General features: G+C 63.8%; 20 protein-coding genes. 11 read left to right on the top strand and 9 right to left on the bottom strand.

The features are described from left to right. Window positions 1–400 precede the first annotated feature (400 nt). The gene (locus tag AC51GR_RS25075; RefSeq protein WP_496327363.1) at window positions 401–2137 is read right to left on the bottom strand and encodes a TerD family protein; all 1737 of its coding nucleotides are present in this window, start codon (window positions 2135–2137) and stop codon (window positions 401–403) included. Between the two features lie 233 nt (window positions 2138–2370). Here AC51GR_RS25075 and AC51GR_RS25070 point away from each other — a divergent pair, with 233 nt between their 5' ends. Next, the gene (locus AC51GR_RS25070) at window positions 2371–2676 is read left to right on the top strand and encodes a hypothetical protein (protein ID WP_496327362.1); all 306 of its coding nucleotides are present in this window, start codon (window positions 2371–2373) and stop codon (window positions 2674–2676) included. Between the two features lie 6 nt (window positions 2677–2682). Continuing rightward, entirely contained in the window at window positions 2683–5076 is a 2394-nt protein-coding gene (locus AC51GR_RS25065) for a TPR repeat domain-containing protein (RefSeq protein WP_496327361.1), read from the top strand. 1583 nt (window positions 5077–6659) lie between these two features. Here AC51GR_RS25065 and AC51GR_RS25060 read toward each other — a convergent pair. From AC51GR_RS25060 to AC51GR_RS25045, 4 genes are all read right to left on the bottom strand, one after another. Further along, complete coding sequence (locus AC51GR_RS25060) at window positions 6660–8282, bottom strand: alpha/beta hydrolase (RefSeq protein ID WP_496327360.1); 1623 nt, start codon at window positions 8280–8282, stop codon at window positions 6660–6662. Between the two features lie 3 nt (window positions 8283–8285). Beyond that, window positions 8286–8588 (bottom strand): hypothetical protein, encoded by a 303-nt coding sequence (locus AC51GR_RS25055; protein WP_496327359.1) that lies wholly within the window; start codon window positions 8586–8588, stop codon window positions 8286–8288. 134 nt (window positions 8589–8722) lie between these two features. Then, complete coding sequence (locus AC51GR_RS25050; RefSeq protein WP_496327358.1) at window positions 8723–9094, bottom strand: nuclear transport factor 2 family protein; 372 nt, start codon at window positions 9092–9094, stop codon at window positions 8723–8725. 22 nt (window positions 9095–9116) lie between these two features. Then, window positions 9117–10517: an acyl-CoA synthetase gene (locus tag AC51GR_RS25045; RefSeq protein ID WP_496327372.1), complete on the bottom strand. Its 1401-nt coding sequence runs from the start codon at window positions 10515–10517 to the stop codon at window positions 9117–9119. Window positions 10518–10615: 98 nt separating this feature from the next. On the opposite strand from AC51GR_RS25045, the gene AC51GR_RS25040 reads away from it, so the two are divergent. Continuing rightward, complete coding sequence (locus tag AC51GR_RS25040; protein WP_496327357.1) at window positions 10616–11338, top strand: SIMPL domain-containing protein; 723 nt, start codon at window positions 10616–10618, stop codon at window positions 11336–11338. A gap of 41 nt (window positions 11339–11379) precedes the next feature. Here AC51GR_RS25040 and AC51GR_RS25035 read toward each other — a convergent pair whose 3' ends face one another. After that, window positions 11380–12222, bottom strand: coding sequence for a sulfurtransferase (locus AC51GR_RS25035; protein ID WP_496327356.1), 843 nt, complete (start codon window positions 12220–12222; stop codon window positions 11380–11382). Window positions 12223–12295: 73 nt separating this feature from the next. Between AC51GR_RS25035 and AC51GR_RS25030 the strand changes: the two genes are divergently transcribed. Next, window positions 12296–12937, top strand: a complete 642-nt coding sequence (locus AC51GR_RS25030; protein ID WP_496327355.1) for a pyridoxamine 5'-phosphate oxidase family protein — start codon at window positions 12296–12298, stop codon at window positions 12935–12937. Here the strand turns inward: AC51GR_RS25030 and AC51GR_RS25025 are convergent. The 3 genes from AC51GR_RS25025 to AC51GR_RS25015 form a co-directional block, all read right to left on the bottom strand. After that, a complete protein-coding gene (locus AC51GR_RS25025; RefSeq protein WP_496327354.1) occupies window positions 12934–13368 on the bottom strand; it encodes an SRPBCC family protein in 435 nt (144 codons plus the stop codon). The genes AC51GR_RS25030 and AC51GR_RS25025 overlap by 4 nt on opposite strands. Window positions 13369–13444: 76 nt before the next feature. After that, a complete protein-coding gene (locus AC51GR_RS25020) occupies window positions 13445–14926 on the bottom strand; it encodes a carboxyl transferase domain-containing protein (RefSeq protein WP_496327371.1) in 1482 nt (493 codons plus the stop codon). A 55-nt stretch (window positions 14927–14981) separates the two neighbouring features. Then, window positions 14982–15794 (bottom strand): mycofactocin-coupled SDR family oxidoreductase, encoded by an 813-nt coding sequence (locus AC51GR_RS25015; RefSeq protein WP_496327353.1) that lies wholly within the window; start codon window positions 15792–15794, stop codon window positions 14982–14984. A gap of 184 nt (window positions 15795–15978) precedes the next feature. On the opposite strand from AC51GR_RS25015, the gene AC51GR_RS25010 reads away from it, so the two are divergent. The 7 genes from AC51GR_RS25010 to AC51GR_RS24980 all read left to right on the top strand — a co-directional run bounded on the left by AC51GR_RS25010 (window position 15979) and on the right by AC51GR_RS24980 (window position 25354). Further along, a complete protein-coding gene (locus AC51GR_RS25010; RefSeq protein ID WP_496327352.1) occupies window positions 15979–16629 on the top strand; it encodes a class II aldolase/adducin family protein in 651 nt (216 codons plus the stop codon). Between the two features lie 2 nt (window positions 16630–16631). Beyond that, window positions 16632–17546, top strand: a complete 915-nt coding sequence (locus AC51GR_RS25005) for a carbohydrate kinase family protein (RefSeq protein WP_496327351.1) — start codon at window positions 16632–16634, stop codon at window positions 17544–17546. An 838-nt stretch (window positions 17547–18384) separates the two neighbouring features. Beyond that, on the top strand, window positions 18385–19578 hold the full coding sequence (locus AC51GR_RS25000) for an amidohydrolase family protein (protein ID WP_496327350.1): 1194 nt from the start codon (window positions 18385–18387) through the stop codon (window positions 19576–19578). 65 nt (window positions 19579–19643) lie between these two features. Beyond that, window positions 19644–20813, top strand: coding sequence for a M24 family metallopeptidase (locus tag AC51GR_RS24995; RefSeq protein WP_496327370.1), 1170 nt, complete (start codon window positions 19644–19646; stop codon window positions 20811–20813). Further along, window positions 20803–21924, top strand: a complete 1122-nt coding sequence (locus AC51GR_RS24990) for a M24 family metallopeptidase (protein ID WP_496327349.1) — start codon at window positions 20803–20805, stop codon at window positions 21922–21924. Before AC51GR_RS24995 ends, AC51GR_RS24990 begins: the two co-directional genes overlap by 11 nt. A 38-nt stretch (window positions 21925–21962) precedes the next feature. Then, a complete protein-coding gene (locus AC51GR_RS24985) occupies window positions 21963–22925 on the top strand; it encodes an enoyl-CoA hydratase/isomerase family protein (protein WP_496327348.1) in 963 nt (320 codons plus the stop codon). Window positions 22926–22930: 5 nt separating this feature from the next. After that, on the top strand, window positions 22931–25354 hold the full coding sequence (locus AC51GR_RS24980; protein ID WP_496327347.1) for a CaiB/BaiF CoA transferase family protein: 2424 nt from the start codon (window positions 22931–22933) through the stop codon (window positions 25352–25354). The last annotated feature ends 42 nt before the right edge of the window (window positions 25355–25396 follow it).

Raw genomic sequence — 25396 nt, 5'->3', positions numbered from 1 at the left:
TCTCAAAGAACACACCCACATCCGATCTGCACACACCTTCAACAAGCGTGTCGTCCCGGCGGGATATTTTATTGTAACTTCCTCGTTGTCTCCGTCTCGGAGGCAACTTTTCAAGCTTACCGGACTCGCATCCGGTATGCAACTCGCTGCTCTCGCAGTCCGTCACCACCCGCGTTTGAACCCTCCACCGAAAGGCGGAGCACATTCACACTATGGGCGGTCTGCGTTGTTCCTTCAGGAAAAGACTTCCCTGTCGGTGTTCTCGGCTCCCGGCTTCTTGCTCTCCGGCGCCTCACTCGCTGACTTGAAGAAAGTTACGGGAACACACTGCACCACGTCAAATCGCCTGGTCAAGAGCGTATTCACGATTTGCTGGTTGGTTACCTCCGAAGCAACCGGGCTAATCGTCCACGTCGACGCCATAACCACGAGCCAGCTCCCCCAGTCCGTGGTCGTACCCCTGGCCAACGGCGCGAAGGCGCCACCGATCGTGGCGCCGGTAGATCTCGGCGATGACCATCGTGCGTTCACTGGTGGCGGCATCCAGCACTGACGACGCGACGGCCTGATCGTCGCCAACAACCTCGACCGACAAGGCCCCCACCTGACTGAACGATGCGTCGCCGTCAATGGCTACCGCGATCGCTATCCGTTTCGTCGCGTCATCCAAACAGGTCAGGTCGATGCACACTCCTTGTTCGCAGTCGCCATCAATCGAGAGGGCGACTCCCCCGCTTCCACTGATCGGCTGATTGAAGAACACGAAGTCCTCGTCGGACATCACTTGACCATCGCCATCGAGCTCGAACGCGACGACATCGATCTCGAATCCACGCACGGCGTCGGCACTCCACGCGATGTTCAGCACGTATGTCTCCCCTGACGAAGGAAGGTCCATGACAGCACCGCGGCTCAACACCTGCGCAGTATCGGCCGATGTCACGGGTTCCTGGCTATCCACCTTCGGCGAATCCGCAGAGGCTGAGGTGCCAAGTACGTCGTCGGCAGTCAGTAGTGGAAGTGCGCGTTCTCGGATCCGAGGTAGCCGCTTATCGGAGCTTCCGCCGTCCAACAGCACCACATGCGTCACGCCGGCACTGAGGTTGACGGACGGTTTGGCACCGAGCTCGATCAACTTGGTGCGTAACACCACGGCTTCGGCATGATTGTCGCCGAGAACCAGCACCCGACGCCCTGTCCACGGCCCACGTACTCCCATTTCAGCGGGCCGCGTAGTTCGGGTCCCGCGACGCACGGGTTCGTCGAGCTCGTAGGTTGCCGACTTGAGAGCTCCGGCCTGCACCGCAACCAGCAACGACAGCAGCTGGTCTTCCGAGATGACCCGGATCCCCTTCTCCCGGGCTCGCTGCAGCTTGCCGGTTCCGATGTGCGGCTGATTGCACACCACAACACTGGTCTGGCCGCTGACCGAGTTCATGACATCCAGACCGGCGGCAGTCATCCGATCCGCCAGTTCGAGTCGGGGAATCTGGGTATCCCCGGTGACCGCCACCTTCATGCCCTGGACCAGGACGCCTTGTTCACCCATACGTCCCGGGTTCTTCCACAGGCAAGGGATACGAGTCACGGCGACCGGGTAGCCACGGTTCGAAACGGAGCAGTTGACCACCGGCAGCGGCATTCCCAACGTGCGCGCCAACGCGGCGCTGTGCGCAAAGACCTGGGACGTGACCCGTGCGTCGTCGAGCGCATCGTGCGCATGTCGTTGCTGGATCTTCCAATGCTGAGCGAGCGTCGAGAGCTTGTGGTTCGGCACCTCGAGCTGGAGCCGGCGACTCAGCGCCATCGTGCACAACCGACGGTTCACGGAGTGCTCGACCCTCGCGCGGTTCAGTTCAGAGGCCAGAAATCCGTGATCAAACGAAGCGTTGTGCGCGACCATCGTCCGGCCGTGAAGCATCGCGGTGAGCTGTGGCGCGATCTGATCGAATGTCGGAGCGCCGGCCAACCGGTCCAGTGTCAAACCGTGAATATGGACCGGCCCCGGATCGCATCCGGGATTGAAGAGAGTCGTGAATTCGTCCTCCACGCGGCCCGAAGAATCAAGATTGACCACCGCGACGCTCAGAACCCGGTGGTGGTTCGGACTCAACCCCGATGTCTCAACATCGACCACAGACCATCCAGAAGTTGACTCCGACAACATGATTCATCCTGCCTACAAGCCAACTTACATTCGACCGTTTGATACTAGCCCTGATCCCGCGGTCTGCGAGCGAACCGAGCCGCACTCGCCGCCAAATCCATTCGTCCAGCAACGAATCACAGGCATCCCCATTGTCCGGCGTCCCTGTTAGCATCTCGGCAGAACGAGCGGGGGCTTGTTCGGGTACTCGAACGGGGGGATCGATGCACGTCGACGCTGCGGAATTGAAAAGTGCGGCCGCCGCAATCGGAGTCCAGGCAGAATACGCAGCGTTTTGGATTGCGCCTGACCTCGACTCTGCGGCAACAGCACTGGCTGAGACCTCCACAGGATCTGCACTGCAAGGTGCTCAAGCGACTGTGCAGCAAGCCATGACGACGGTTTCCGGGCGCTACGAGGTGATCGCAGAGAGTCTCAGCGGTGCAGCCGCCCTGATTGTTTCGACCGATGAACTCGCCGCCGCACTGCTCACCTCCATCGGCGATCTGAATCAGCCACAGGCAAGCTGAGTCATCGTGGTCTACCCCACCAAATCTCTGATCATCAGGATCGACGCCACCAGCCTCGGTGCCCAAGCCGCGGGCCTGGATGGTCTCGCCAACTCGATTGAGCACGGCGCACGCACGGTCGAAAGCACGATCGTCAACCTTGATTGGTCTGGCGGTTCCCGCGAAGCCGCGGTCGATCGTGGAACCAGCGAAAAGACTCAACAGTTGCGCGTAGCGACTGCCCTGGACTCGTTGCGAGAAGCTGCCGCAACCGGGAGTACCGGCCTGCAGACGATCATCGACGCCGTTCGACCAGCGATCCAAGACATGGAGCAGCGCGAGTTCGCTGTGTCCGAGGACTGGACAGTCACTGACACCCGGGACTATGAACTTGACGACCCAGACGTCAGTGAGGACGTCGTCAATATCAGGAAAGCCATCCAGGCGCATCGCGCCAGCGAGGCAAAGAACGCAACAGTGTCGTTCAAGTCTCAGGCAGTCTCCTTCGAAGAAATCGACGCCGCTGCATCGCAGCAGATCACCTCCGCTCTCGAGGAAATCGGCCAGTTGGCACCGGTAGTCGCTGGTCTCAGTGGCGGTGACGGTGCGACGCTCGCAAAGAAGATCGAAGCCGGAATGTCGTTGACGCCAGGCGAACTGGAGCAGTTACAGGCAGCTGGTGGACTATCCCCAGAGCAGCAGCATGCGCTCGCCGAAGGCAAACCGGCCACGATGTCGCAGGGTCAGTACGACTACCTCATGGAGATGATGCGCGAGCTTGACGACAAGTCGACCAGCGAAATCGACGCCGCACTTTCCAGCCTGCCACCCGATCAACGGGATGTGGTTCGAGGTGAAATCGGCGACGCGATCAGAATGGTCGGCAATCCGCACATGACCACCACCGCGGGCTCCAGGGGCGGGATGGACAAGCTTCCGAAGGAAATCCGCGACCTGCTGGTCGAGAGCCCGATCGTCCGCGACGTCAACGTCACCAACGGCTATACAGACCCGTACTACACGGACATCCCAAAGCTCGACCAATTCAAATCTCTGAACAACCTACTGAGCAACGGGGACCAAAGCCTGCGATTGGGATCCGACGTAGACCGCGGACTGCTGAAACAGGCTTCCGAAATCGCCGGAGCAACGGAAGGCGACGACAGCGACCGCTATTGGGGCGCATACGATTCCCGTCTCGACATCGAGGACATCAACAGCACTGTCGATGCGATGCTCAACAATGCCTCAGGCGATCACCAGGCTGTTTCTGACTTCTTGAGTGGCGAGAACATGGATGTCACCGTCACGCCCGGCAACCACTACGACGCCAACAGCCACTTCCTCGACCTGGTGACCCACCCGTGGGATGAGGACCAACTCGGTGCAGTCAACGTCATCGACTGGATCGGCGAGAATGCTGACGCGACCGGCTATGAGGGCGAGCTCGCAGGCCGCTCGGCCACCACCCTCGCAAACCTGTTGATCGATAACGAAACTCTTCTGAGCGGGCGGATGCCCGACAGCGACATTCCCGGAACGTATACATCGCTCGGCGAAGTCAATCCGAACCTTACCCAAGCCCTTGCCGTGTCGATGTCTCCATATCTCGCCAACTTTGTCGACGCGTCCGATGGCGCGCTCATCAACCATCATGCCGGCGCGATACCCGAGACCACAGACCTATCGAAGTTGTTCAAGGTGATCGACTCAGACCCCGTTGCCGCCAATGTCATTCACACCGCTGGTGCGCAGTGGCAAAACCATTTGGCGTATGAATACGGGCAGAACCCCGACGACGTCACGCTGGGGAACGATGCCGGCCAACTCGACCAGGCCCTGACCCAAGGCCTCCGCGATCAGCTTTCGGTCCTGAGACAGAACGAACAGTGGGACAACATCGTTCAATACAACCTTGATCAGCGAGACTACGACACGGCGATGGGCATCTTCAATTCAATTCCCCTCCCAACCGGAGTCGGTGAAGTTGCCGGAATTGTGAGTCCAACCATCAAGTACGAGATGTTTGACATTCCGAATGACCCAGCAATCCTTGATGACTCGCAATGGACGGCCGCATTGACGGAGATCGACAACACCGCGCTGACCGACAGCACCATTCGCGAGTACAGCCGCATCGAGGGTTACGCTGCGGCGAACGAAGAAGTGAGGGAAGACTTCACATACCCGGACAGCGTGACCGGCCAGGCGCATAGCTACTTCTTACCTGACGGTAGGCTCGATTGGAATGCAATTGCGGACAACCCTGGGCCGTTCAACATCGCAGCCGCCAAGCTTGGCCTCACCTTTGAAACGCACTATCAGAGCGGGCTCCATGACGAAAACATCACGCACGATCAGATTCCACGGCCTGCGGATCCGTCGAAACCGCCACACCCTCAGAGCGTCCAGGAGCCGTAGCACCATCCTCATTACTATCTCTTTCATTGTCGCTGTCGGTGCTGGTTGCACATCGCCAACAGACACTGCTGCACCAAAGTCATCTGCACCAGTTCAGGAAACAGTCGGCTATCAACTCCCTGCCGAAGTGAAATACTTCGACCGGTGGATGCCGACCGACGTCCTGGACCTCGATTCGGCAGACGCAACGTTTGTTCGTGCGTTCATCGAGTCCACATCCGTTGCATTCTTCGGCGGTGGAGCCGAGCACGCTTACCCCGGATTCGTACAGGCCATGCAACCTGCACTCCCACCGGATCGGTACCTGCGCACGCCACGCGATGGATACGGGGTGAGCTATTTCCGCGTCGTCGATCTTGTCAACCTCGACGGCAACCGAGTGCAAGTCATCGGTTGTGAAGCAGCCCCCAACGGTCACCCCAACACACCAATCGCAGAACCGAATAGGCCGAAAAACCACGGTATAGCTACCGCGTTCTCTCTCACCTACCAACGCCAGGGCCAGTCGCCTCCCATCGAACAGCGTGGAAACCAACGGGCTCCGTCTGAGTCAGTTTTCGGAGACTGGCACGCCCTCGAGTATGTAGGCGACTTTCACAACACAAAACCGGAATCGATAAGCCCTTGCATCGGAAGCAAGGATGAAGGCAACCCGTTTGCATCCTCACCCGGATGGCCCGACTCCCAGCCCCAGGTGTGAATTGAGCAGTGCGGTGAGGGTGCAGACGACACTTCGCAAGGAGTGCCGCGCAACCCAAAGTGGGCCCATGACAAGAACATCACGCACGATCAGATCTCGCGACCTGCCGATCCCTCAAAACCACCGCACCCTCAAAGCATCCCGAATCCGTAGTGGATTTGCGCTCATCACCGCCGCTGCGATCGTGGCACTGACGACAAATTGCAGTACGACAACCACTCCCACGCAGGAGCCATCACCCGCACCACAAAAGTCAGTCGGATATCAACTCCCTCGCGAGGTCCACATCTTCTCTCGCTGGTTACCGCCCGATGTGCTTGACCTCAACACCCCCGATGCGACGTTCGTCCGCGCCTTTGTGGAGTCGACGACAGTTGCGTTTTTCGGTGGCGGAGCAGAACATGCCTACCCTGGATTTGTGGAGGCGATGCAGCCTGCACTTCCTGCCGACAGGTACCTGCGAACGCCGCGAGATGGGTACGGGGTCGACTACTTCCGCATCACCGGGTTCGTCGAACTGGATGGTGACCGAGCGCGAGTCACCGGCTGCAAGTATTCACCCAGTGCGCACCCCAACACCCCGGTCCCGAATCCGAATGAGTTCACAAAATACGGTATCGCTGCGGCGTTCTCCATCACCTATCAACGGCAGGGTCAATCGCCACCGGCGAGCCAACGCGGCGGTCAACGCGCGCCCTCTGAATCAGTCTTCGGAGATTGGCGTGCGCTTGAATACATTGCAGATCTTCAGTCGACTGATCCCGAAGCGTTGAGACCTTGCATTGGGCAGGAGGCGTCCGGCGATCCATTTGCGCCGTCACCCGGATGGCCCATGTCCCAGCCGCAGGTCTGAGCCGACGCCCCCGGCCGGCGATGACCCTTCCTACTGCACCTCCCCGTACTTCCCCGTCACGATCCGGGCGATATTGCGCAGTGATTCCGACCCCTCGTCCCAGTACTTGCTGTGTGCGGCGGTGCTGATCCAGGAACCGTTGTCGGATGTGAAGACCTGGGCACCGAACCCGCGGTCGTGTGGGTCGGCGCCGTGGACTCCTTCGACCATGTCGATCCAGTCGTTCCTCGCCACTGTCGCCCAGACCCGGTCCGAGTTCGGCCGATCATCAGGTCCGGTCAGGTGCAGGTCGTTCACGTCATCGGGTCCGCCCAACCCGGGACTGGCAACAAACACCACGTCATCGACGTTGAGTTCTCGATCCCCACTGGCCGCCTCGGCAACGACAACCGTCCCGTAGGAATGACTGACGATGGTGTTGTGCGAGGCACTCGCCCCTTCGTGAGTCGCCCGCAGACCTACCTGCAGCTCAACGAGTGGTTGGGCCCCACGCGCGGCCGGCGCACCGGAGCCGGCCGCACCGATGTCCTGGGGTGCGTCGTAACCGAACCAGGCAATGGCCGCGGTATCTGTTGTTCCGGGCGGACTGGCGGCCCGGACCATCCGCTCCGCGCGATCGACTCCCCCGCCGATCTTGCTGAGCTTCGAGCCCGTCCCCGGCACGTAGGTGACGACGCGGTCAGCGGTATCGGGATTGTTGACCGCGACCGCTCCTCGTCCCCTGGTGTCGAGTTGCATCAGATAGCGCTTCTTCCCGCCACTCTCCTTGCCGAGCGTGTTCTGCACCCCACTCAGCGCAGCGAGGTCCCGCTCGGCCTGCGCTTGAATCGACCGCTCCGAGTCGGCATCGGCGATCACTTCGCGCGCGGCGTTCTCCAACTCGATCAAATACCGGCGGTTGAAGTGATCGCGGTCGGCGACCGGTACCCCGTCCATGTTCCCGATCTCGCGATTGCTGTTCCACAACGCTGCCTTTTCCGCCGAGGTCAGACCGTCCCAGAGTGTCTTGAGCAAGTACGGGTCGCTGGGCAGCTTGCGTCTGCCATCCACCAGTTCCTGCACCACCTGCCGAAGCGGGACGGGCGCGGTGGCTCGCTCGGCATTGAGCACCAGCTCCCCGAGAGTCTTGGTGATCTGGGCGGCCAGGACCGAATCGGCCTGACCGGCAGCTGCCAATGCCTCCGACAACCAGGCCTGGTGGCCGGCGGCTTTCCGGCCGGCCAGGGCTTGTGCCGCTTCAATAGGGAGACCGGCCGAAATGTCGGTCGGATAGCCGGGTCGAGAGCCCACCGGCGCCGTGACAGTCCCGTCGTCGGCCACGAGGTAGCCGAGCCAGGCGATGGAGTTGGCCCGGTCGCGGGCCACCCGACAGGAGTGGACGATGTCGGGCCCGAGGCGATTGATGTCGTCGGCGATGTCGAGCACGGTGATCGCCAAACGGCTACTCGCCTGAGTTTCGGCGTCGGTACGTGCCTGCGATGCTTCGGCCGCATCGCCCTGCCAGCCCTGCATAGTCGTGGTGACCGCGCGTGAGATGTCATTCATCCGCGCATCGAATGTGTCCACCGCAGAATCGATCTCGATGGCGGTGTCGGAGAGCGCTTGCGCGTGGGTCAACCACGTACGCACCTGTGTCACAGTCGGGTTGCTCATCGGTCACAGCTTCAGCAGGCCGCTGATCGAGTCGGCGTACTGATCGTCGGTCATGCCGTATGCCGAGCCGGCATCTGCGTTCTTCTGCGCCAACGCATCAACGCGAGTTGCGACCGTCGTCAAGCCGGATTCGATCTGTTCTTCCGCTGTTGCACAAGCAGCTGCGACGTCGGATCCCGCGAAACCCCGGAGCAGATCCGAAAATGCCACGTGCATGTCTATCGCCCGGATTCCATGCGCCGCGGCCCGTAGATCTGCCGCCAGGATGGCAAGCGCATCGCGATCTGCCTTGAGTACCGGTGCCATCAGAGTCCCCCCACATCGGTTTCGATGAACGAGGTCGAGGTTATTGACGGCCAGCGAACGGCCCCGGCTGATCAGCCGCAATCATGCAGCGGCTGTGGACTACCCGGTCTCCTGTTGACAACGCGTAGCGACGATCACCGAGCCGACAGCTTGGCGCCCATCTTCTCAGAGAACAGCTGTGTGGCTTTCATCGGCCGCAGCATGACGGTGATTTCGTCGATCAGGTTGTCGGGGGTTTCGTGGATGAAGTCACATCCCTCGATGGCGAGGCCGTCGACCTTGGCCTTGAAGATCAGGCCGGTGTATCCGTCGAGTGGTGAATTCAGTTCGCGCAGATAGGTGAAGTCCTCGAACGTCTCGAAGGCTGCGCGCAGGATCCCATCAACGACATCACGCCCCTTGTAGGCGTTGAAGGCGACCGGACTGTGAAACACCACGTGTTCGTCGAGCATTGCGGCGATGTCGTCGATCCGATGTTCTTCGACCGCCGAGCGGAATGCATGCATGTCCGAACCTCCTCATAGCCGCCTAGAGCAACAGCTTCTTCTGCACCTTACCCATGGCATTGCGGGGTAGTTCGTCAACTACGCGAATTTCCCTGGGCCGCTTATGGTTCGAGAGCTCAGCGGCGACAAGGTCGATGAGCTCGGTCTCGTTGACACCTTCCCCGACCACGACAGCAACGATGCGTTGCCCCAGATCGTCGTCGGGCACGCCGATCACGGCGACCTCACTGACGCTCGGATGCCCGAGTAACACGGTCTCGATCTCGCCGGCGCCGATGCGGTAGCCACCGGATTTGATGAGGTCGATCGATGCTCGTCCGACGATCCGATGCATGCCATCCGGGTCGATGACGGCGACGTCACCGGTCGCGAACCAGCCGTCGTCGAGCCACGAATCAGTGGTGGCGTCGGGCCGATTGAGGTATCCCCGCGACACCATCGGACCACGAATCTGCAAGTCGCCGATGGTTTCTCCGTCGTGAGGGACGTCGGCGCCCTGGTCGTCGCGCAACCGGGTTTCCACACCGGCGATCGGGTGACCGACCCAGCCCGGACGACGTTCACCGTCGAAGCGGGTGCTGATGGTGATCAGCGTTTCGGTCATCCCGTAGCGCTCGACGATCTCGTGACCGGTCAGCTCTTTGATCTTCTCGAACACCGGCACCGGCAAGGGCGCACTGCCCGACACCAGCAAACGAGCCGACGACAGTGCACGGGCGGACTCTTCGTCGGCAGCGATCCTGGTCCAGACGGTCGGGACACCGAAGTACATCGTGCCCGCTGCCGCAGCGTAGTTCTCGGGCGTCGGTTTGACCGTGTGGATCACAGCGCCGCCCACCCGCAGCGGACCGAGGATACCGAGGATCAAGCCGTGGACGTGGAAGAGCGGAAGGCCGTGAACCAAAACGTCATTCGAGGTCCACGCCCACGCGTCCGCCAAGGCATCGAGGCCGGCGGCGATCGCGCGGCGGGTCATCGGAACGCCCTTGGGCAGTCCGGTGGTGCCGGAGGTGTACAAGACAAACGCGGTCGAGTCGGGATGGGGTTCGGGATGGCTGTGCCACGACCGCGCGTACATCCGGACCGGGAGGACCTGCAGACCGCCGGTGTCCTCGGGCGCTGCGCCGAGCCACGCCTGCGCGCCGGAGTCGGTCAGGATGTGCTGCCGTTCGGTCGCCCCGGCATCCGGTGGCACCGGAACCACGGCCACGCCCGCGATAAGGGCACCGACCACCGCGACCACGGTCTGCGCAGTGGGCTGGGCCAGCACCGCGATGCACCGGGCCCCGCGGATCCGCTCGGCAACCGAGGTGGCCGCACCGATGAGATCACTTCGGGACAGGGCGGTGTCGCCGACCGTGACGAAGGCGGGGTCGTCCGCCCGGTTGATGAGGGAGGCCTGGGTCAACGACGGAAAGAGCATCACCCGACCACTTTGTCATATCGCCGCAGCAGGTCTTCGCCGATGCGCTCGCCGCGATCGGGCCGGCGAATGTCAGACCACCCGGGCACACTGCAGCAATGATTCCTCGCCCTGTCACCATCACCGTTTCCGGTCACGCTGACCGGCAGTTCGCCCCGAACCGCTGCACCCTGCATGTCTCGGTGCACGCCGACGGCAGCACCCGCGACAAGGCGTCCGAACCGGTGACAGCCGCGGTCGCCACCGTCACCGATCTGGTGAAGGCGCTGCACGAGCAACCCGAATCACCACTGAAGCGATGGTCGCTCGATCAGCTGCGCCACGACCGGTACCGGCCATACCACCGCGAAGCCAAGAAGCTTCCGTGGGTGTACAGCTCGACGGCGTCAATCAAGGTGACCTTCAAGGACTTCAGCGCACTGGGCGCCTTCATCGATCAGGTCTCGGAGATCGAGGCGGTATCGGTGGGTCGGATCCACTGGTGGCTCAGCCGGAAAGCCCAGGCGAAACGGACCGCGCAAGTTCGCGACCTGGCCGTCCGCAACGCCCTCGCCAAGGCCCAGGGGTACACGCAAGGTCTGGGCTACAGCGACTTCAATGCCGTGGCGATCGCAGATCCCGGGATGCTCGGCCTGGACACCGGCGGTTCGCACTTCGCGTCCGACGGCGGGATACCGCGCGCGATGGCCGTCTCCGCTGCGCCTCCCGGCGAGTTCGAAGACCGTCAGGTCATCGAACTCGAGCCTGATCGGGTCTACATCTCGGCCTCCGTCGAAGCCCGGTTCGAAGCGCTCAAGACCGAGCCGGCCGCCGGGGTCTGACGGCATTCTGAACGCCGGCCCCGAACTGTCTTGGCTCCCTGTCACGCCGGACCGGTGGCCACCGGGTTGTCGGCGTCCGAGCTCCACTGCGACCACGAACCCGGGAACAACGTCGCATCGATGCCCGCCAGTTGCAGCGCCACGAGATCGACCGCCGCGGTGACACCCGACCCGCAATACACACCCACCGGCTCAGATCCGTCCGCTCCGACACCGGCGAAGTACTCCCGCAACTGGTTCGGCGTCCGGAAGAAACCGTTGTCGTCCAGGGTGGCTGTACTCGGCGCGTTCACCGCACCCGGAATGTGCCCGGCCACCGGATCAACCGGTTCGACCTCACCCCGGAAACGTTCGGGCGCACGGGCATCCACGAGGAGGCCGGCGAAATCGGCGACCTGCTCGGCGGTCAGAGCAGGTACTGCCCCGGCGTAGAGGTCGGGTTGGGACACCACCACATCACCGGTCACCGCGGTGGCTTCTCCGGCGGCAACGGGCTCGCCGGCCTTCACCCACGCGCCGAAGCCGCCGTCGAGTATCCGGACATCGGAGATGCCCGCCGCGCGCAGCACCCACCAGGCCCGCGCGGAACCGGCGCGATTCCAGTCGTCGTAGACCACGATGGAGTCGCCGCTGTGGACACCCCAACGGCGTAAGGCCGTCTGCAGCACCTCACCCGACGGCAGCGGGTGACGACCCCGGCCCTCGACAGAGTGGTCGCTCAATTCGATCTCCAGATCGACGTAGACCGCCGTCGGAATATGACCTGCCGCAAAAGCTTCGCGTCCGTCGGGTGCAGGCAGCGACCACCTCACGTCGAGGATCCGCAGGTCGTCGCGCCCGGATGCCAATTCGCTTGCCAGGTCCGAAACACTGATGAGTGTCATACCGCCTACCTTTCACCCCGAATCGACCCTACTCAGGCGGTTCGGTATTCAGCTTGACCGTGCCGGCGCTTCGATGGAACTTTGTGCACAGACAACGCCGGGGCAAGGAGAGATCGTGGACACGCTGAATCGTAAGAAGGAACGCCGGGGCGACCGCGCGCTGCTCGACGAGATCCTCGACGAGGCGCACGTGGCGACCGTGTCCACCGTGGTCGACGGGTTGCCGTGGTCGGTGCCGATGCTGATCGCCCGGCACGGCGACACAATTCTGATGCACGGGTCCACCGGCGCGGGGGCGTTGCGCCACATCGCAGCAGGGGCACCGGTGGCGATCTCGGCGTTCATCGTCGACGGACTGGTTGTTGCCGACACCCTCTTCGACCATTCCATGAACTACCGGTCGGCAGTGGTGCGCGGCACCATCGAGAACTCCGGCCTGGATCCGCGCGAAGCACTGAACGTGCTCAGCGACAGCATCCTGCCGGGCCGCAGCACCGAGGTCCGTCCGCACACCGCCAAAGAGATCGCCGCGACGATCGTGTTGTCACTCCCGATCATCGACGGACAGTGGATCACCAAAGCACGCGCCGGTGGTCCCGGTACCGCGACCTCGGACGATTGGACCGGACACGTACCCATGCGAACCGTCTACGACGCACCCGTCAGCGAGACCGGAGGGCAGATCCCGGAGTCAGTGCGACGCCTGACCACCTAGAGCGCGCCGAGCGACTCGGTCATCTGCTTCTGCGTCTGGTCCGCCAGGCGTTTGAAGACCAGCCCGAACACCGGGTCCGACAACTTTGCGACACCGTTGAAGACGACGTGCGAGTGGTACGCAACCGAAGTCTTCGCCGGCCCCTGCGGATAGATCGAAATATCGTCGATGCTGGTGGCGGTCTTGTTACTGCCTTCGAGGGTGACCCGATCGGGATCGTCACGGGTGAGCTTGTATTTCAGATGGGTCCTGATCCCCGCGATTTTCGAGGTGTTGTCCCACTCGGTACCCAGGACCACCGGCCCGGATCCGACCTGCGTGCATCTCTGCGTTCCAGGGTCCCAGTGCTCCGCATTGGCAAAGTCGCGCAGGTAGGCGCGAACCTTGTCCGCCGGCGCTTCGACCGTGAACGTCCGTTGAACTCTAACCATCCTCCAACGGTAGACGAATTGCCGCCGCGAAACTCCTGACCTGCGTAAACAAACCGGATTGGGATCACGATTCGTCTCAGCTGACCGCGTCACCGATTCGGCGTCGGCGATCCTCGCGGCGCCGGCGGCGTTCATCGATGTCGAGCGTCTTCAGCGTCGCGAGCTCGTACGCGAGGTGCGCTCCGAGGTCGGGCAGAAAGTCCACGACGTCCGTCGTCGATTCACCGAGCACCACGTCGACGATGCCCGAGGCATGCAGGTCGATGGCCCGAATACCCTGCTGCGCAGCCAGATCCGGCGCGTGATCGGTGTCGCGGTACACGATCAGGCTCGCACCCTCCGGCGGCAGCGGCGAGAGCCAGGAGTTCTCCATCGCGATCACCCGGTCGGCCGGGAACAACGCCAGCGCTGCTCCGCCGGCCCCCTGCCCCAACAGCACCGAAATCGTCGGTACGGTCAGCGCGCTCAACTCCGCAATGCAGTGCGCGATCTCGCCCGCCAAACCACCCTCTTCGGCGTCGGCGGACAGGTCGGCGCCCGGCGTATCGATCACCGTCACCAGCGGAAGTCCCAAGCCCTGCGCCAACCGCATCCCTCGACGCGCAAGCCGCAGATCCGCAGGACCGATCAGGGCGCCGGGCACCTGCCGGTTGCGGTCCTGACCCACCACCACCGCCGTCTGCCCGCCAAAGCTCGCCAACGCCAAGATGATTCCACTTCGAGAGTCGACTTCCCCGCCACCGGCCAACTCGATCGACTCGGCAGTCGAGCGCTTCAGCAGGTCGCCGACCCCAGGCCGGTCGACGGCCCGTGATGCCGTGACCACATCCCACGCAACCGGCGCCGACACCTGCGAACCCTCGTTCGGCGTCGGCCGCATGTCGCTCTCGGATTCCCGGCGCTCCAGCAGGCCGACAATCCGGGACACCGTCGCACCCAGCCCATCGACGTCGACAACCAGATCGATCAACCCATGCGACCGCAGATTCTCCGACACCTGCACCCCGGCCGGGAACTCGTGACCGTACAGACCTTCGTAGACGCGGGGACCCAGGAATCCGACCAACGCGCCGGGCTCGGCCAGCGTCACATGCCCCAATGAACCCCAGGACGCGAACACCCCACCGGTGGTCGGGTGCCGCAAATAGACCAGGTAAGGCAGGCTTGCCGCCTTGTGGTCGACCACGGCGGCGGTGATGTTGACCATCTGCAGAAACGCCGGTGTCCCCTCCTGCATCCTCGTCCCACCGGACGCCGGAAGTGCCAGTACGGCAAGTTGTTCGGAGGTGGCGCGGCGGATCGCCGCGACCACCCGTCGTCCGGCTTCCCGGCCGATCGACCCACCCAGGAATCCGAACTCGCTCACCACCACCGCGATGCGCTCGCCGGACAGCGTGGCCTCACCGCACAGGACCGATTCGTCCAGGCCGGTCTTGTCGCGGGCACGGGCGATATCGGCGGCGTACGCCGGATCGTCCGGCAACGTGGTCAACTCGACGTCCCAGGGCCGCCAACTGCCCTCATCCACCAGCTTCGCCAGCAGTCCGACAGCCGTCATCCGATCCGGTGTACCCGTGCTCTCGCTCACGACCTCAACGGTAGGCGGTGTGCGCTCAGAAGTATTGAGCCCCGCCGTCGACCGATACGTGTTCGGCGGTCATGAACGACGAATCATCCGAGGCCAGGAACGCCACGGCACCGGCAACCTCGTCGGGCATGGCGGCGAACTGATTGAGGAAGGACGTGCCCGCTGTCGCGAACCGCGGATTGCTGGCCATGGTCTCTTCGATCCGTTTGACCATGTCGCCCGAGCCCATCTCGGTGATCACCGCACCGGGGTGAACACTGTTGACCCGGATGTTGTGCACACCGAGTTCTGCGGCGAAAGCCCTGGTCATACCGGTGACGGCGTGTTTGCTGGTGGTGTAGTGGACCATGAACGGCTGCAGTTTCTTGCCGGCCAGCGAACTGATCAGGATCACCGATCCACCGCCGCGGGTGATCAGGTGCGGCGCGGTTGCCATCACGGTGTTCCACACACCCGTGACGTTGATGTCCATGTGGTCGCGGAACATCTCCGGCGTCGACTCGTCCCAGGTCGCCGGAATGCAGATCCCCGCGTTGGCGACCACCACGTCGATACCGCCGAACTCGTCCACCGCGTCCGCGGCCAGTTCCTTGAGCGCGTCGAGGTCCCGGACATCACCCTGGCGCAGCAGTGCCTTGCGGCCCTGTGCCTCCACCAGGGCCACCGTCTCGGCGAGGTCTTCTGGCGTCGCGGAGTCGTAGGGCACGCCCGGCAACGGACCGGCCAGGTCGATCCCGACGATGTCGGCACCCTCTGTTGCCAGACGGACCGCATGCGCGCGTCCCTGACCACGGGCAACCCCGGTGATGAATGCGACCTTGTTCTCGAGACGTGGCACGAAAGCTTCCTCTTCTCCGGTGATTCCCTCCAGCTTTCGCACTGTATCGGCAGAAGTTCGGCAGCCCAGTGGTTTCACGTGGACCGAGGGACCCGCTGCTCCCCCGGGGCCGGCTCGACCAAGTCATCTTCCGGTGGCGGTGATCTCCCTCCGATCGCCGCCACCGGCCGATAGCCTCGTCCCCATGGACTTCGAGGATCAGCGAGCCGCGCTGGTGAGCGCCGCCCATCGACTGGCCCACCGTCGCCTCGTGATCGGCACCGGGGGCAACTTGTCGATCCGACTCGAGGACCGGATTCTCGTGACGCCCAGCGGTGCGGACCTCGAGTTCCTGACCCCGGATCAGGCGGTCGTCACCGATCTCGACGGCATGGTGCTCGTGGATACCGCCTACGTACCGACGTCCGAACTGCTCCTGCACCTGCAGATCTACCGGTCGACGAGCGCGAGGGCCGTGGTCCATGCACACCCGGTCGCCTCGATCGCGGTGGCCAACCTCGTCGATGAGCTCCCGGCAGTGCACTACACCGCGGCGCTGGTCGGTGGCGGTGTGCGGGTGGCGCCGCACGAGGTCTTCGGCACCCAGGAGCTGACGGACGCCGTGGCGAAGGCCCTCGTCGAACGCACCGCCGCCCTGATGCGCAACCACGGATCCGTCGCGTACGGGGACACGATCGAATCGGCCTGCCAGCGCATCGAACTCGTCGAATGGCTGGCGGAGATCTACCTGCGGACCGCAGCGGTCGGAGATGGTGCCGTCTTGAATCAGGAGCAACTCGTCGCGGTCGCGGTGGCTGCGGCGCAGCGTGGCTATTCGCCGATCAGCAGGAGATGACGATGCAGATAGTGACGTTCGGAGCCCATGTCCTCGACGTGGTGGCACATCCGGTCGACGAGATCCCGGAAGGCCAGGGTGCGGTGCTGGTTCCGCGGATCCGGCTGGTTCCGGCGGGCCCGGCCGGGGGCACGGCGGTTGCGCTCGCCAAGCTGGGTGCGGCGGTGTCGACCGTCGGCGCCATCGGAACCGACGACTCCGGCGATCTGCTGACCACCCTCCTGCAACGACACGGCGTGGTCACCGAACATCTTGTGCGCGTGCAGGATCAATCGACATCGATGAGCGTTCTACCCATCCGCAGCAACGGTGACCGGCCGGCGATCCACATGCCCGGCGCCAATCTCACCTATCCGCTCGATCGGGTTCCACTCGATCTGTTCACCACCGCCGACCACGTGCACATCGGCGCACCGGAACTGCTGAATCCGACCGAACTGGTGCCGGTCCTCGAAGCGATACATGCTGCGGGGGTGACGATCTCCGCCGACATCCTCGCACCGGGCGACCCCGGCGTCCTGGCCTGGATCGATCCGGTACTGCCGCACCTGGATTACCTACTGCCCAATGACGAGCAGGTGCTCGAATTCACCGGGGCCACCGACCTGATCGATGGGTGCCGCACCCTCATCGGCCGCGGTGTCGGATGCGTGGCGGTCACGGCGGGTGCCGACGGAGCGTGGGTCGTCACGGCGACGGCCGCCGAACACGCAGCGGCCACCGAGGTCGAGGTCGTCGACACCAGCGGATGCGGGGACGCATTCTCGGCCGGCTTCATCGTCGGCCGATTGGCCGATTTCGCACTGCTGCGGTCGGCGCAGTTGGGCTGCGCAGTCGCCGGGGTGGTGGCCACCGGACTCGGCAGCGATCACGGCGTCTTCGACTGGGCATCGTTGACTGCCACACTTCCCGGCTGAACCGGCTCCGCTCCGGACGTTCACCTGCTTTTGCCGTCAATTCAAGAAGTAATCGACCTCAATTGCATGCAGCAACAAAGAAATGCTGAATAGCACCGATGTGCCACGCACATCAGGTCGCATTTGCGATTCAATTCGCGAAAAGATCGCCATTTATTCGACTACCGTCGCGGCCGGCTCCCACCCTCGATCGACATGGCTCTGCGTACGGACACCAAATCAGGCAGCCCACGCTCCCGCTCCCCGGGCCGGCCGCCGTTTCCGGTGACATCCGACCCGCTCGACCCCGGCGCCACCGCGTACCGACTCCCGCCGCCTGCAGAGCACTTTCTCGGCCCTACCTGCAGTGATAGCCATACCGCCGAACGACGCCGGACTCCACTTCCCAAGCTTGCCGGGCTGGTACTTCGACGTGCAGCCATCACGACACCCAAGCTCGCTCGAGGGCCAACTTACACGCATAAGTAACTCGTGTGTGGCCTTTCGGCAGATGCACCCGAGCCGCTACCGACGGCCCGGTCCGGAGACGTTCGGAGAGCGAAAAAACAGTCTGGCTTACACCGGGTAGTGCGTGATAACGTGACTTCCGCTACAGGGGATTGTTGTTTCTTCCAGTCCGAAATATGGAAATCGCCTTCTTTTGTGGCCCGTGCGCTCCCGCTCGGTGTGGACCATTTCGAATTCCGTCGCAACAGCCGGCGATGGAATCGTCTCGCACCCCGGAGTCGATCACGAGGTTGCCCACTTCCCCGACCGCGCGTCATCGCGAACTGCTGCATCCGACGTCTTCATCGGCGTCACGTGAACTCAGCCAACCAGTCGAACAAATGGAGAAGTAATGTCGCTTCATACCACCAGCGCGTCGTTGTATCCGCCGGAAGGATTGGCTCCTCCGAAAGATCGTCGCGGACACGCCGTCGGCGACCTCGGACTCCCCAGCGGCACCGAGGTGTTCTCGGCGGACAACCACATCTCACTCGCCGACGACATCTTCTACGAACGTTTTCCGGCCGAACTTCAGGATAAGGCTCCTCGAGTGTGGTACGAGGAAGGGGCTTTTCAGCTGGGCCGCAAGGGAAAGTCGTTCCTGCCCGGCGACTTCAGCCACGTCCTGATGCAGTATGACCCGCTGGTCGGATCCGGCAGCGCCAACATCGAGGCCAGGCTCGACGAGCTCGCCGCCGATGGCGTCTCCAAAGAGCTCGCCTTCCCCAATGCGCTTCTGGCACTGCTGTATTACCCGGACCGCGACATCCGTGAGCGCGCGTTCCGGATCTACAACGAATACATCGCCGACCTCCAGGAGCGATCAAGCGGCCGGTTCTACGGTGTGGGTCTGATCAACTGGTGGGATGCCGCGGGCACCCGGCGCACACTGGATGAGCTGAAGTCGCTGGGCCTCAAGACATTCCTGATGCCACTGTCGGCAGGCAAAGACCTCGAGGGCACACCCATCGACTACGGCAGCACGTCGATGATCCCGGTGTGGGATGCCATCGAGGAGTCGGGCGTACCGCTCGCCCACCACATCGGTGAGGCCCCGCTGTCGAGCCCGTGCGAGATCAACAGTGTCGCCGTGGGCATGATGCACAACGTCGCACCGTTCCGCGAGATGTTTGCCAAGTACATCTTCAGCGGCATCATCGATCGTCATCCGGGCCTCAAGATCGGCTGGTTCGAGGGCGGTATCAATTGGGTTCCATCAGCCATCCAGGACGCCGAGCACATGCTCGCATCATTCCGCCACATGCTCAATCGTCCGGTGGAACACGATGTTCGACACTACTGGGACAACCACATGAGTGCCTCGTTCATCGTCGACCCACTGGGTCTGGAACTGATCGACCAGATCGGGATCGATCACGTCATGTGGTCGTCCGACTACCCGCACAACGAGAGCAGCTTCGGCTATTCGGAGAAGTCGATCGCGGCGGTCGTCGAGGCGCTCGGCCCCGACGATGCGGTCAAGGCCGTCAGTACCAACGTCGCGAACTTCCTGGGCCTGCCGCAAGAAAGCGAACCGGCATCTTGACCTCATCTGTCTTGACCGGCAACAGAACCACTTTGAGCGTCCCGGACAAACCCGACCTCGCCCGGATGCGGCGCGGGGTCGGTGCCCGGATCCGTGCGGAGATGGTCGAGCGCGGCATCGGTGCATTGATCCTCCTGGGCAACAATGCGGTTGCCTACGCCACCGGGGTGAGCTGGCCGCTGGGTGATGCCGGGCTCTCCCACGTCGAACGACCGGTGGCGGTCATCCTGCCCGACGACGAGTGGCCCTACCTCTTCTTGCCGATCCGCGATGGCGCACCGGAAGACTGGGTACTGCCCGACGACCATGTGCTGCCGCCGGTCTACCTGGAGTTCGACGAGGGTGTCGAGACCTTTGCCCGGGCACTGGCAGACCTGGTGCCGGCCGACGCCGTCTACGCAGTCGACGAGAGCACCGGGGCGATGCTGCGAGCAGCGAAGCGCTTGTTCCCGTCCGGGCCACCACGCGACGCTGCGCTCGTCATCGGTGCCGCCAAGCTCATCAAGACCCCGGATGAGCTGTCCTGCATTCGAAATGCCTGTCGCATAACGGAAGAAGCGATGGTCGAGGTGCAGGCGGCCCTGGCACCGGGCATGCGGCAGATCGACTTGTCCGCCGGTTTCGTCCGGCGGGCGTTCGAACGCGGGGCGACAGCCAACATGCTCGATGCCATCTGGCAGGTGATGCCGTCGAGCAAGGAATCGGGTGTCTGGACCATCCACGGCGACCTGGCCCTTCCGCTGTTGACCACCGAACGTCAACTTGCTGCCGGCGACGTCCTCTGGGTCGACGTGAGCATCACATATTCGGGCTATTGTTCCGATTTCGGTCGCACCTGGATCGTCGGGCAAGACCCCACTCCGCGTCAGCAGGCACAGTTCCGACGTTGGAAAGACCTGATCACCGCGGTGTTCGAGACCCTGCGGCCCGGCGTCGCGCTCTCAGATCTCGCCGCCGCCGCCATCGAGGTGAACGGCGGGACCAAACCCTGGCTCCCGCACTTCTACCTGGGCCACGGCATCGGTACCTCCGCAGCCGAAATGCCCATGATCGGTACCGATCTGGGTCCCACCTACGACAAGAACTTCATCCTGAAACCCGGGATGGTGCTGGTACTGGAGCCGGTCGTCTGGGAAGACGGCACCGGCGGCTACCGCAGTGAGGAGATCGTGGTCATCACCGAAGAGGGCTTCGCGCCGCTCACCGACTACCCGTACACGCCTTATGGCGACTGAGATCCTGGCCGATGACCGCGCTCTCCGCACCGGACGACGAGCCCGCGCACTGGCCCAGATGCAGGCCCACGACCTCGACATCCTCGTCCTGGGTCGGCAGGCCAACGTCCGCTATGTCACCGGCGCCACCCAATTGTGGGTGGCCGGCACGCGGCCGTTCGCACCGAATTGTGTCCTGTCCCGGCACACCGGCGAGGTCCACCTGCTGAGCACCTGGGATGAGGGAATCCCGGACGACATCCCCCACGATCATCTATACGGCATCGCGTGGAACCCGATGAACATCATCGCGGTGCTCAAGGACATCGACGGCGCCGCGACCGCCAGGCGAGTCGGGATCGACGCCCTCTCACCCGGATTCGCCGACCTGCTGCCCCACGCGTTCCCCAACGCCGAGCTGGTGGATGCGGAGGTCGCGCTCCGCACCGCCCGCCGGGTCAAAACCGAGGACGAGATCACGTCGATCCGTGAGGCCCTTCAGGTCGCCGAGGTGGGATTGGCGGCGGCGGTGTCCGAACTGCGCCCCGGGGTCAGCGAACAGCGGCTGACCGGCATCCTCCTGGAGGCGATGGCCGCCGGTGGTGTCAGTACACCGGCCACCCAGGACGGCGCGTGGGTGACCTCACCCGGCCACCACGGACGGCGCGCCAAGGGTTCGGGTGACGTACACACCGGTGACCTGGTGGCCTTCGCCGCCGGAGTTCTCGACAAGGGATATACCGGGGAGGTCGGCCGCACCTGGCCGGTCGGCGACGCGACCGACGGGGTCCGAGACCTGTACCGCCGCTCACAAGCGCTACGGGAGCGCCTTTTTGACGCCTGCCAGGCCGGAGCATCGGCCGGCGCACTCTTGTCGGCGTACGAGGCGGCCGGTGAGCCACTGCCCCCGACCCCGGTTGCCCACGGGCTGGGCCTGGGCTTCGACCCGCCGGTCGTCTCACCGCACCTACCGGAGACCAACGCGTCGGAGATACTCGAGCCGGGCATGGTGCTGGCCGTCACGAGTTACGTCTGGACCGAGGGCATCGGCGCGGTCTTCGGCCGCGATGCCGTCCTGGTCACCGACCGCAGGCCCGAGGTTCTCACCACAGCTCCCTGGTGGACCGGGTAACCCCAGTGGAGCCGAAACCCAGAGGGAGAGAGCGCAATATGTCGGATTCAGTCCCCAAGCCGGAGGAGATCATCCTCTTCGAGAAGGACCGAAAGACCAAGATCGCCACGATCACCTTCAACCGGCCCGACCAGCTCAACGCCCCGACCGCCGCGGCCCGTCTGCGCTACGGCGACCTGATCCACCGATGCAGCATCGACGACGACGTCAAGGTGCTCGTGGTGCGGGGTGTCGGCGACGACTTCGGCTCCGGCGCAGATCTTCCCGAGTTCATGGCCAACCAGAACGCGGAGTCGCCCGAGGCCCGGCTCCGCGAGTTCAAACTCGATGAAGACGACGTCACCGCGCCGCCGCGAGGGTCATTTCGGTTCGGCGCCTCCGTCAGCCAGTGGTATGCCAATCCACAGGCCGGTTGTCGCAGCCTGCAGGAGTTCAAGAAGATCAGCATCGTGGAAACCAAGGGCTACTGCTACGGCTGGCACTTCTATCAGGCCGCGGACGCCGACCTGCTGATCTCGGCCGACGACACCCTGTTCGGGCACCCGTCGTTCCGTTATCACGGCTGGGGACCCCGGATGTGGACGTGGGCACAGGCCATGGGACTGCGGAAGTTTCAGGAGATGGTGTTCACCGGACGGGCTTTCACCGCCGCCGAGATGGACGCCTGCGGTTTCATCAACAGTGTGGTGCCCCGCGCAGATCTCGAGGCGGAGGTCGCAAAGTACGCCTTGGCCTGCGCACGCACCCGCCCGACCGACACCGTCTTCATGCAGAAGACGTTTTTCGAGATCATGAAGCAGCAACAGGGTGAATACATGGGCAGCCTGATGTCGGCGTTCTTCGAGTCGATGGGCAGCAACATCGCGGCCGACGGCGACGAGGTGATGCTCGAGGACGAGGGCACATTCGGGCGCGGCCTCAACAACACCGTCAAAGGCAACGACGACCAGTACCCGCCGGAGTTCAGGTTGAGCAAGTCCGGCCGCAAGAAGAAGAAATAGCCCAGATGCACACTTCCGGTTCGCGATACCCACTCGACGGATACGTGGTGGTCGACCTGTCGGTGGGTATCGCGGGGGCGTACTGCACCAAGCTCCTGGCCGACGGCGGCGCCCGGATCATCAAAGTCGAACCTCCTGAGGGTGATCCGCTGCGCAGGTGGTCGGCCTCGGACGCACCGATCGCGCCGGGTTCCGATGGCGCCCTGTTCAGTCACCTGGCCTGCTCCAAGGACAGCGTCGTCGTCGACCCGGACGACCCCGGCGATGTCGAATTCCTGGAAAAGTTGCTCGCGGGAGCCGATGCCGTTGTCTGGTCGCACAACTCGCGGATCACCGAGCGCCCGTCGCTGACCGCCGACGAAATCCATCGCAGGCACCCGCAGCTGACCGTCACCGCCATCACACCCTTCGGCCTACACGGGCCGTGGAGCGATCGACCGGCCACCGAGTTCACCGTGCAGGCTGCTTCGGGCGGTATCGTCGGCCTCGGACGAGGGTCCCCGGACCGCGCACCGGTCCACGTGGGCGGCCAGGTGGGTGAATGGCTCACCGGCGCCTATGCCTGCGCAGGAACACTCACATCGAGAATCGGTACCGGCCAGAGCGGAATCGGCGACCTGCTGGACGTCTCGATGCTGGAAACCGAGATCCTCTGTCTCACCTACTATTCCGTGAGCTTCTTCGACGTTCTGCAGCGACCGTTCCGCACCAAGCGTGCCGCCGGGGTGCCCGGTGTGGCCACCGCGGCCGATGGTCTGGTGGCCCTGGGCTGCGGCACCATGCAGCAGTGGTTCGACCTCGCGGTCATGGTCGGGCATCCGGAGTGGATGGACGAGGAATCGACACTGACCCTCACCGAGCGGGCGCAGCAGCACGCGCCCGAGATCTACGCCTGGCTGTCCGAGCAGGACGTCACCGGCATCCGCGAGTTCGCCAGTGCGCTACGCATCCCCAATGCCCCGGTCGTCCACGGTGAAAATGCCACCGAGCAGGACCATTTCCGGGAACGCCGGACGTTCACGACCAATCCACGGGATGGATTCGACCAGCCCGCGTCACCGTTCCGGATGCAACCGGCGCAGCTTCGCCCTCCGGCACCGGCACCGGCCCTAGGCGAGCACACCGAACACCACCGCGCCCAGCCTCCGCGCCGGCGTACCCAGCCCACGAATCCCTCGGCCGGCGAACAGCTTCCCTTTGCCGGGCTGCGCGTGCTGGACATGACCGCGTACTGGGCCGGTCCATCCTGCACGCACTTTCTCGCGATGCTAGGCGCCGAGGTGATCCACCTGGAATCCACGCGTCGGCCGGACGGGACCCGGCTCATCGCCGGTGTGCCCGTCACCGAGGACCAGTGGTGGGAACGCTCTCCCATCTTCTCGGGCCTGAACACCAACAAGAAGAGTGTGACCCTGGACTTCTCGACCGACCGTGGGCAGCACTTGCTCCGGGAACTCGTGGCGACGTCCGACATCATCGTCGAGAACTACACACCACGGGTACTCGATCAGATCGGTCTCGACTTCGCCGGCGTCCACGCTCTGCGCCCGGACGCCATCGTGGTCCGGATGCCCGGCTTCGGACTCGACGGGCCGTGGCGGGAGAACCCCGCGTTCGCCTACGTCATCGAGGATGCGTCCGGGTTGACCTGGCTGACCGGGTATCCCGACGCCAATCCACTCGAGCCGTACTGCCTGGGCGACCCGAACGCCGGGGTCCATGCGCTGTCCGCGCTGCTACTGGCCCTGGAACACCGCAAGCGCACCGGCGAGGGTGTGCAGGTCGAGGTCGCGATGGTCGATGCGGCACTGGCCATCGCCGCCGAACAGGTCACCGAATACTCGGCCTACGGGAACATCCTGCAGCGGGACGGAAACCGTGGACCCGTGGCCGCGCCGCAAAACCTCTATCTGACCGCCGACGTGGACGAGTTCGGTCGCGACGACTGCTGGATCGCGGTGGCCGTGGCCACCGACACCCAGTGGACCGCACTGCAGAAGGCGCTCGGCGCGCCGGCGTGGGCAACGGATCCCCGGCTCGATGACGCCGCCGGTCGTCGTGAACAGCACGACCTCATCGACGCCGAGCTCGCCGCCGTCTTCCGGGCGATGAGCAGCGACACCGCCGTCGAATTGCTCTGTGACGCCGGGGTGCCCGCCGCGAAAGTCATGCAGCCGCATCGGATCACCGAGATTCCGCAGCTCGCGTACCGCCGGTTCTTCGAGCAGGTGGATCATCCGGTCAACGGCCCCGCGGCCCACAGCACCACACCGATCCGCTTCACCGACAGCATCGACCACTTCCACCAGACGCCGGCACCGCTTCTCGGCCAGCACAATCAGGAGATCCTGCGCGAACTCGGACTCACGGACGAGGAGATCGCAGCGCTGCAGTCCGACGGCATCATCGGGACCTCACCCGACCGGTGATCCCGCCCCCAGACAAACGAGCCGGGAATACGAAGACGAGCC

Source organism: Williamsia sp. z71 (genome assembly GCF_059553375.1).
This window is presented reverse-complemented; position numbering and strand designations above follow the sequence as displayed.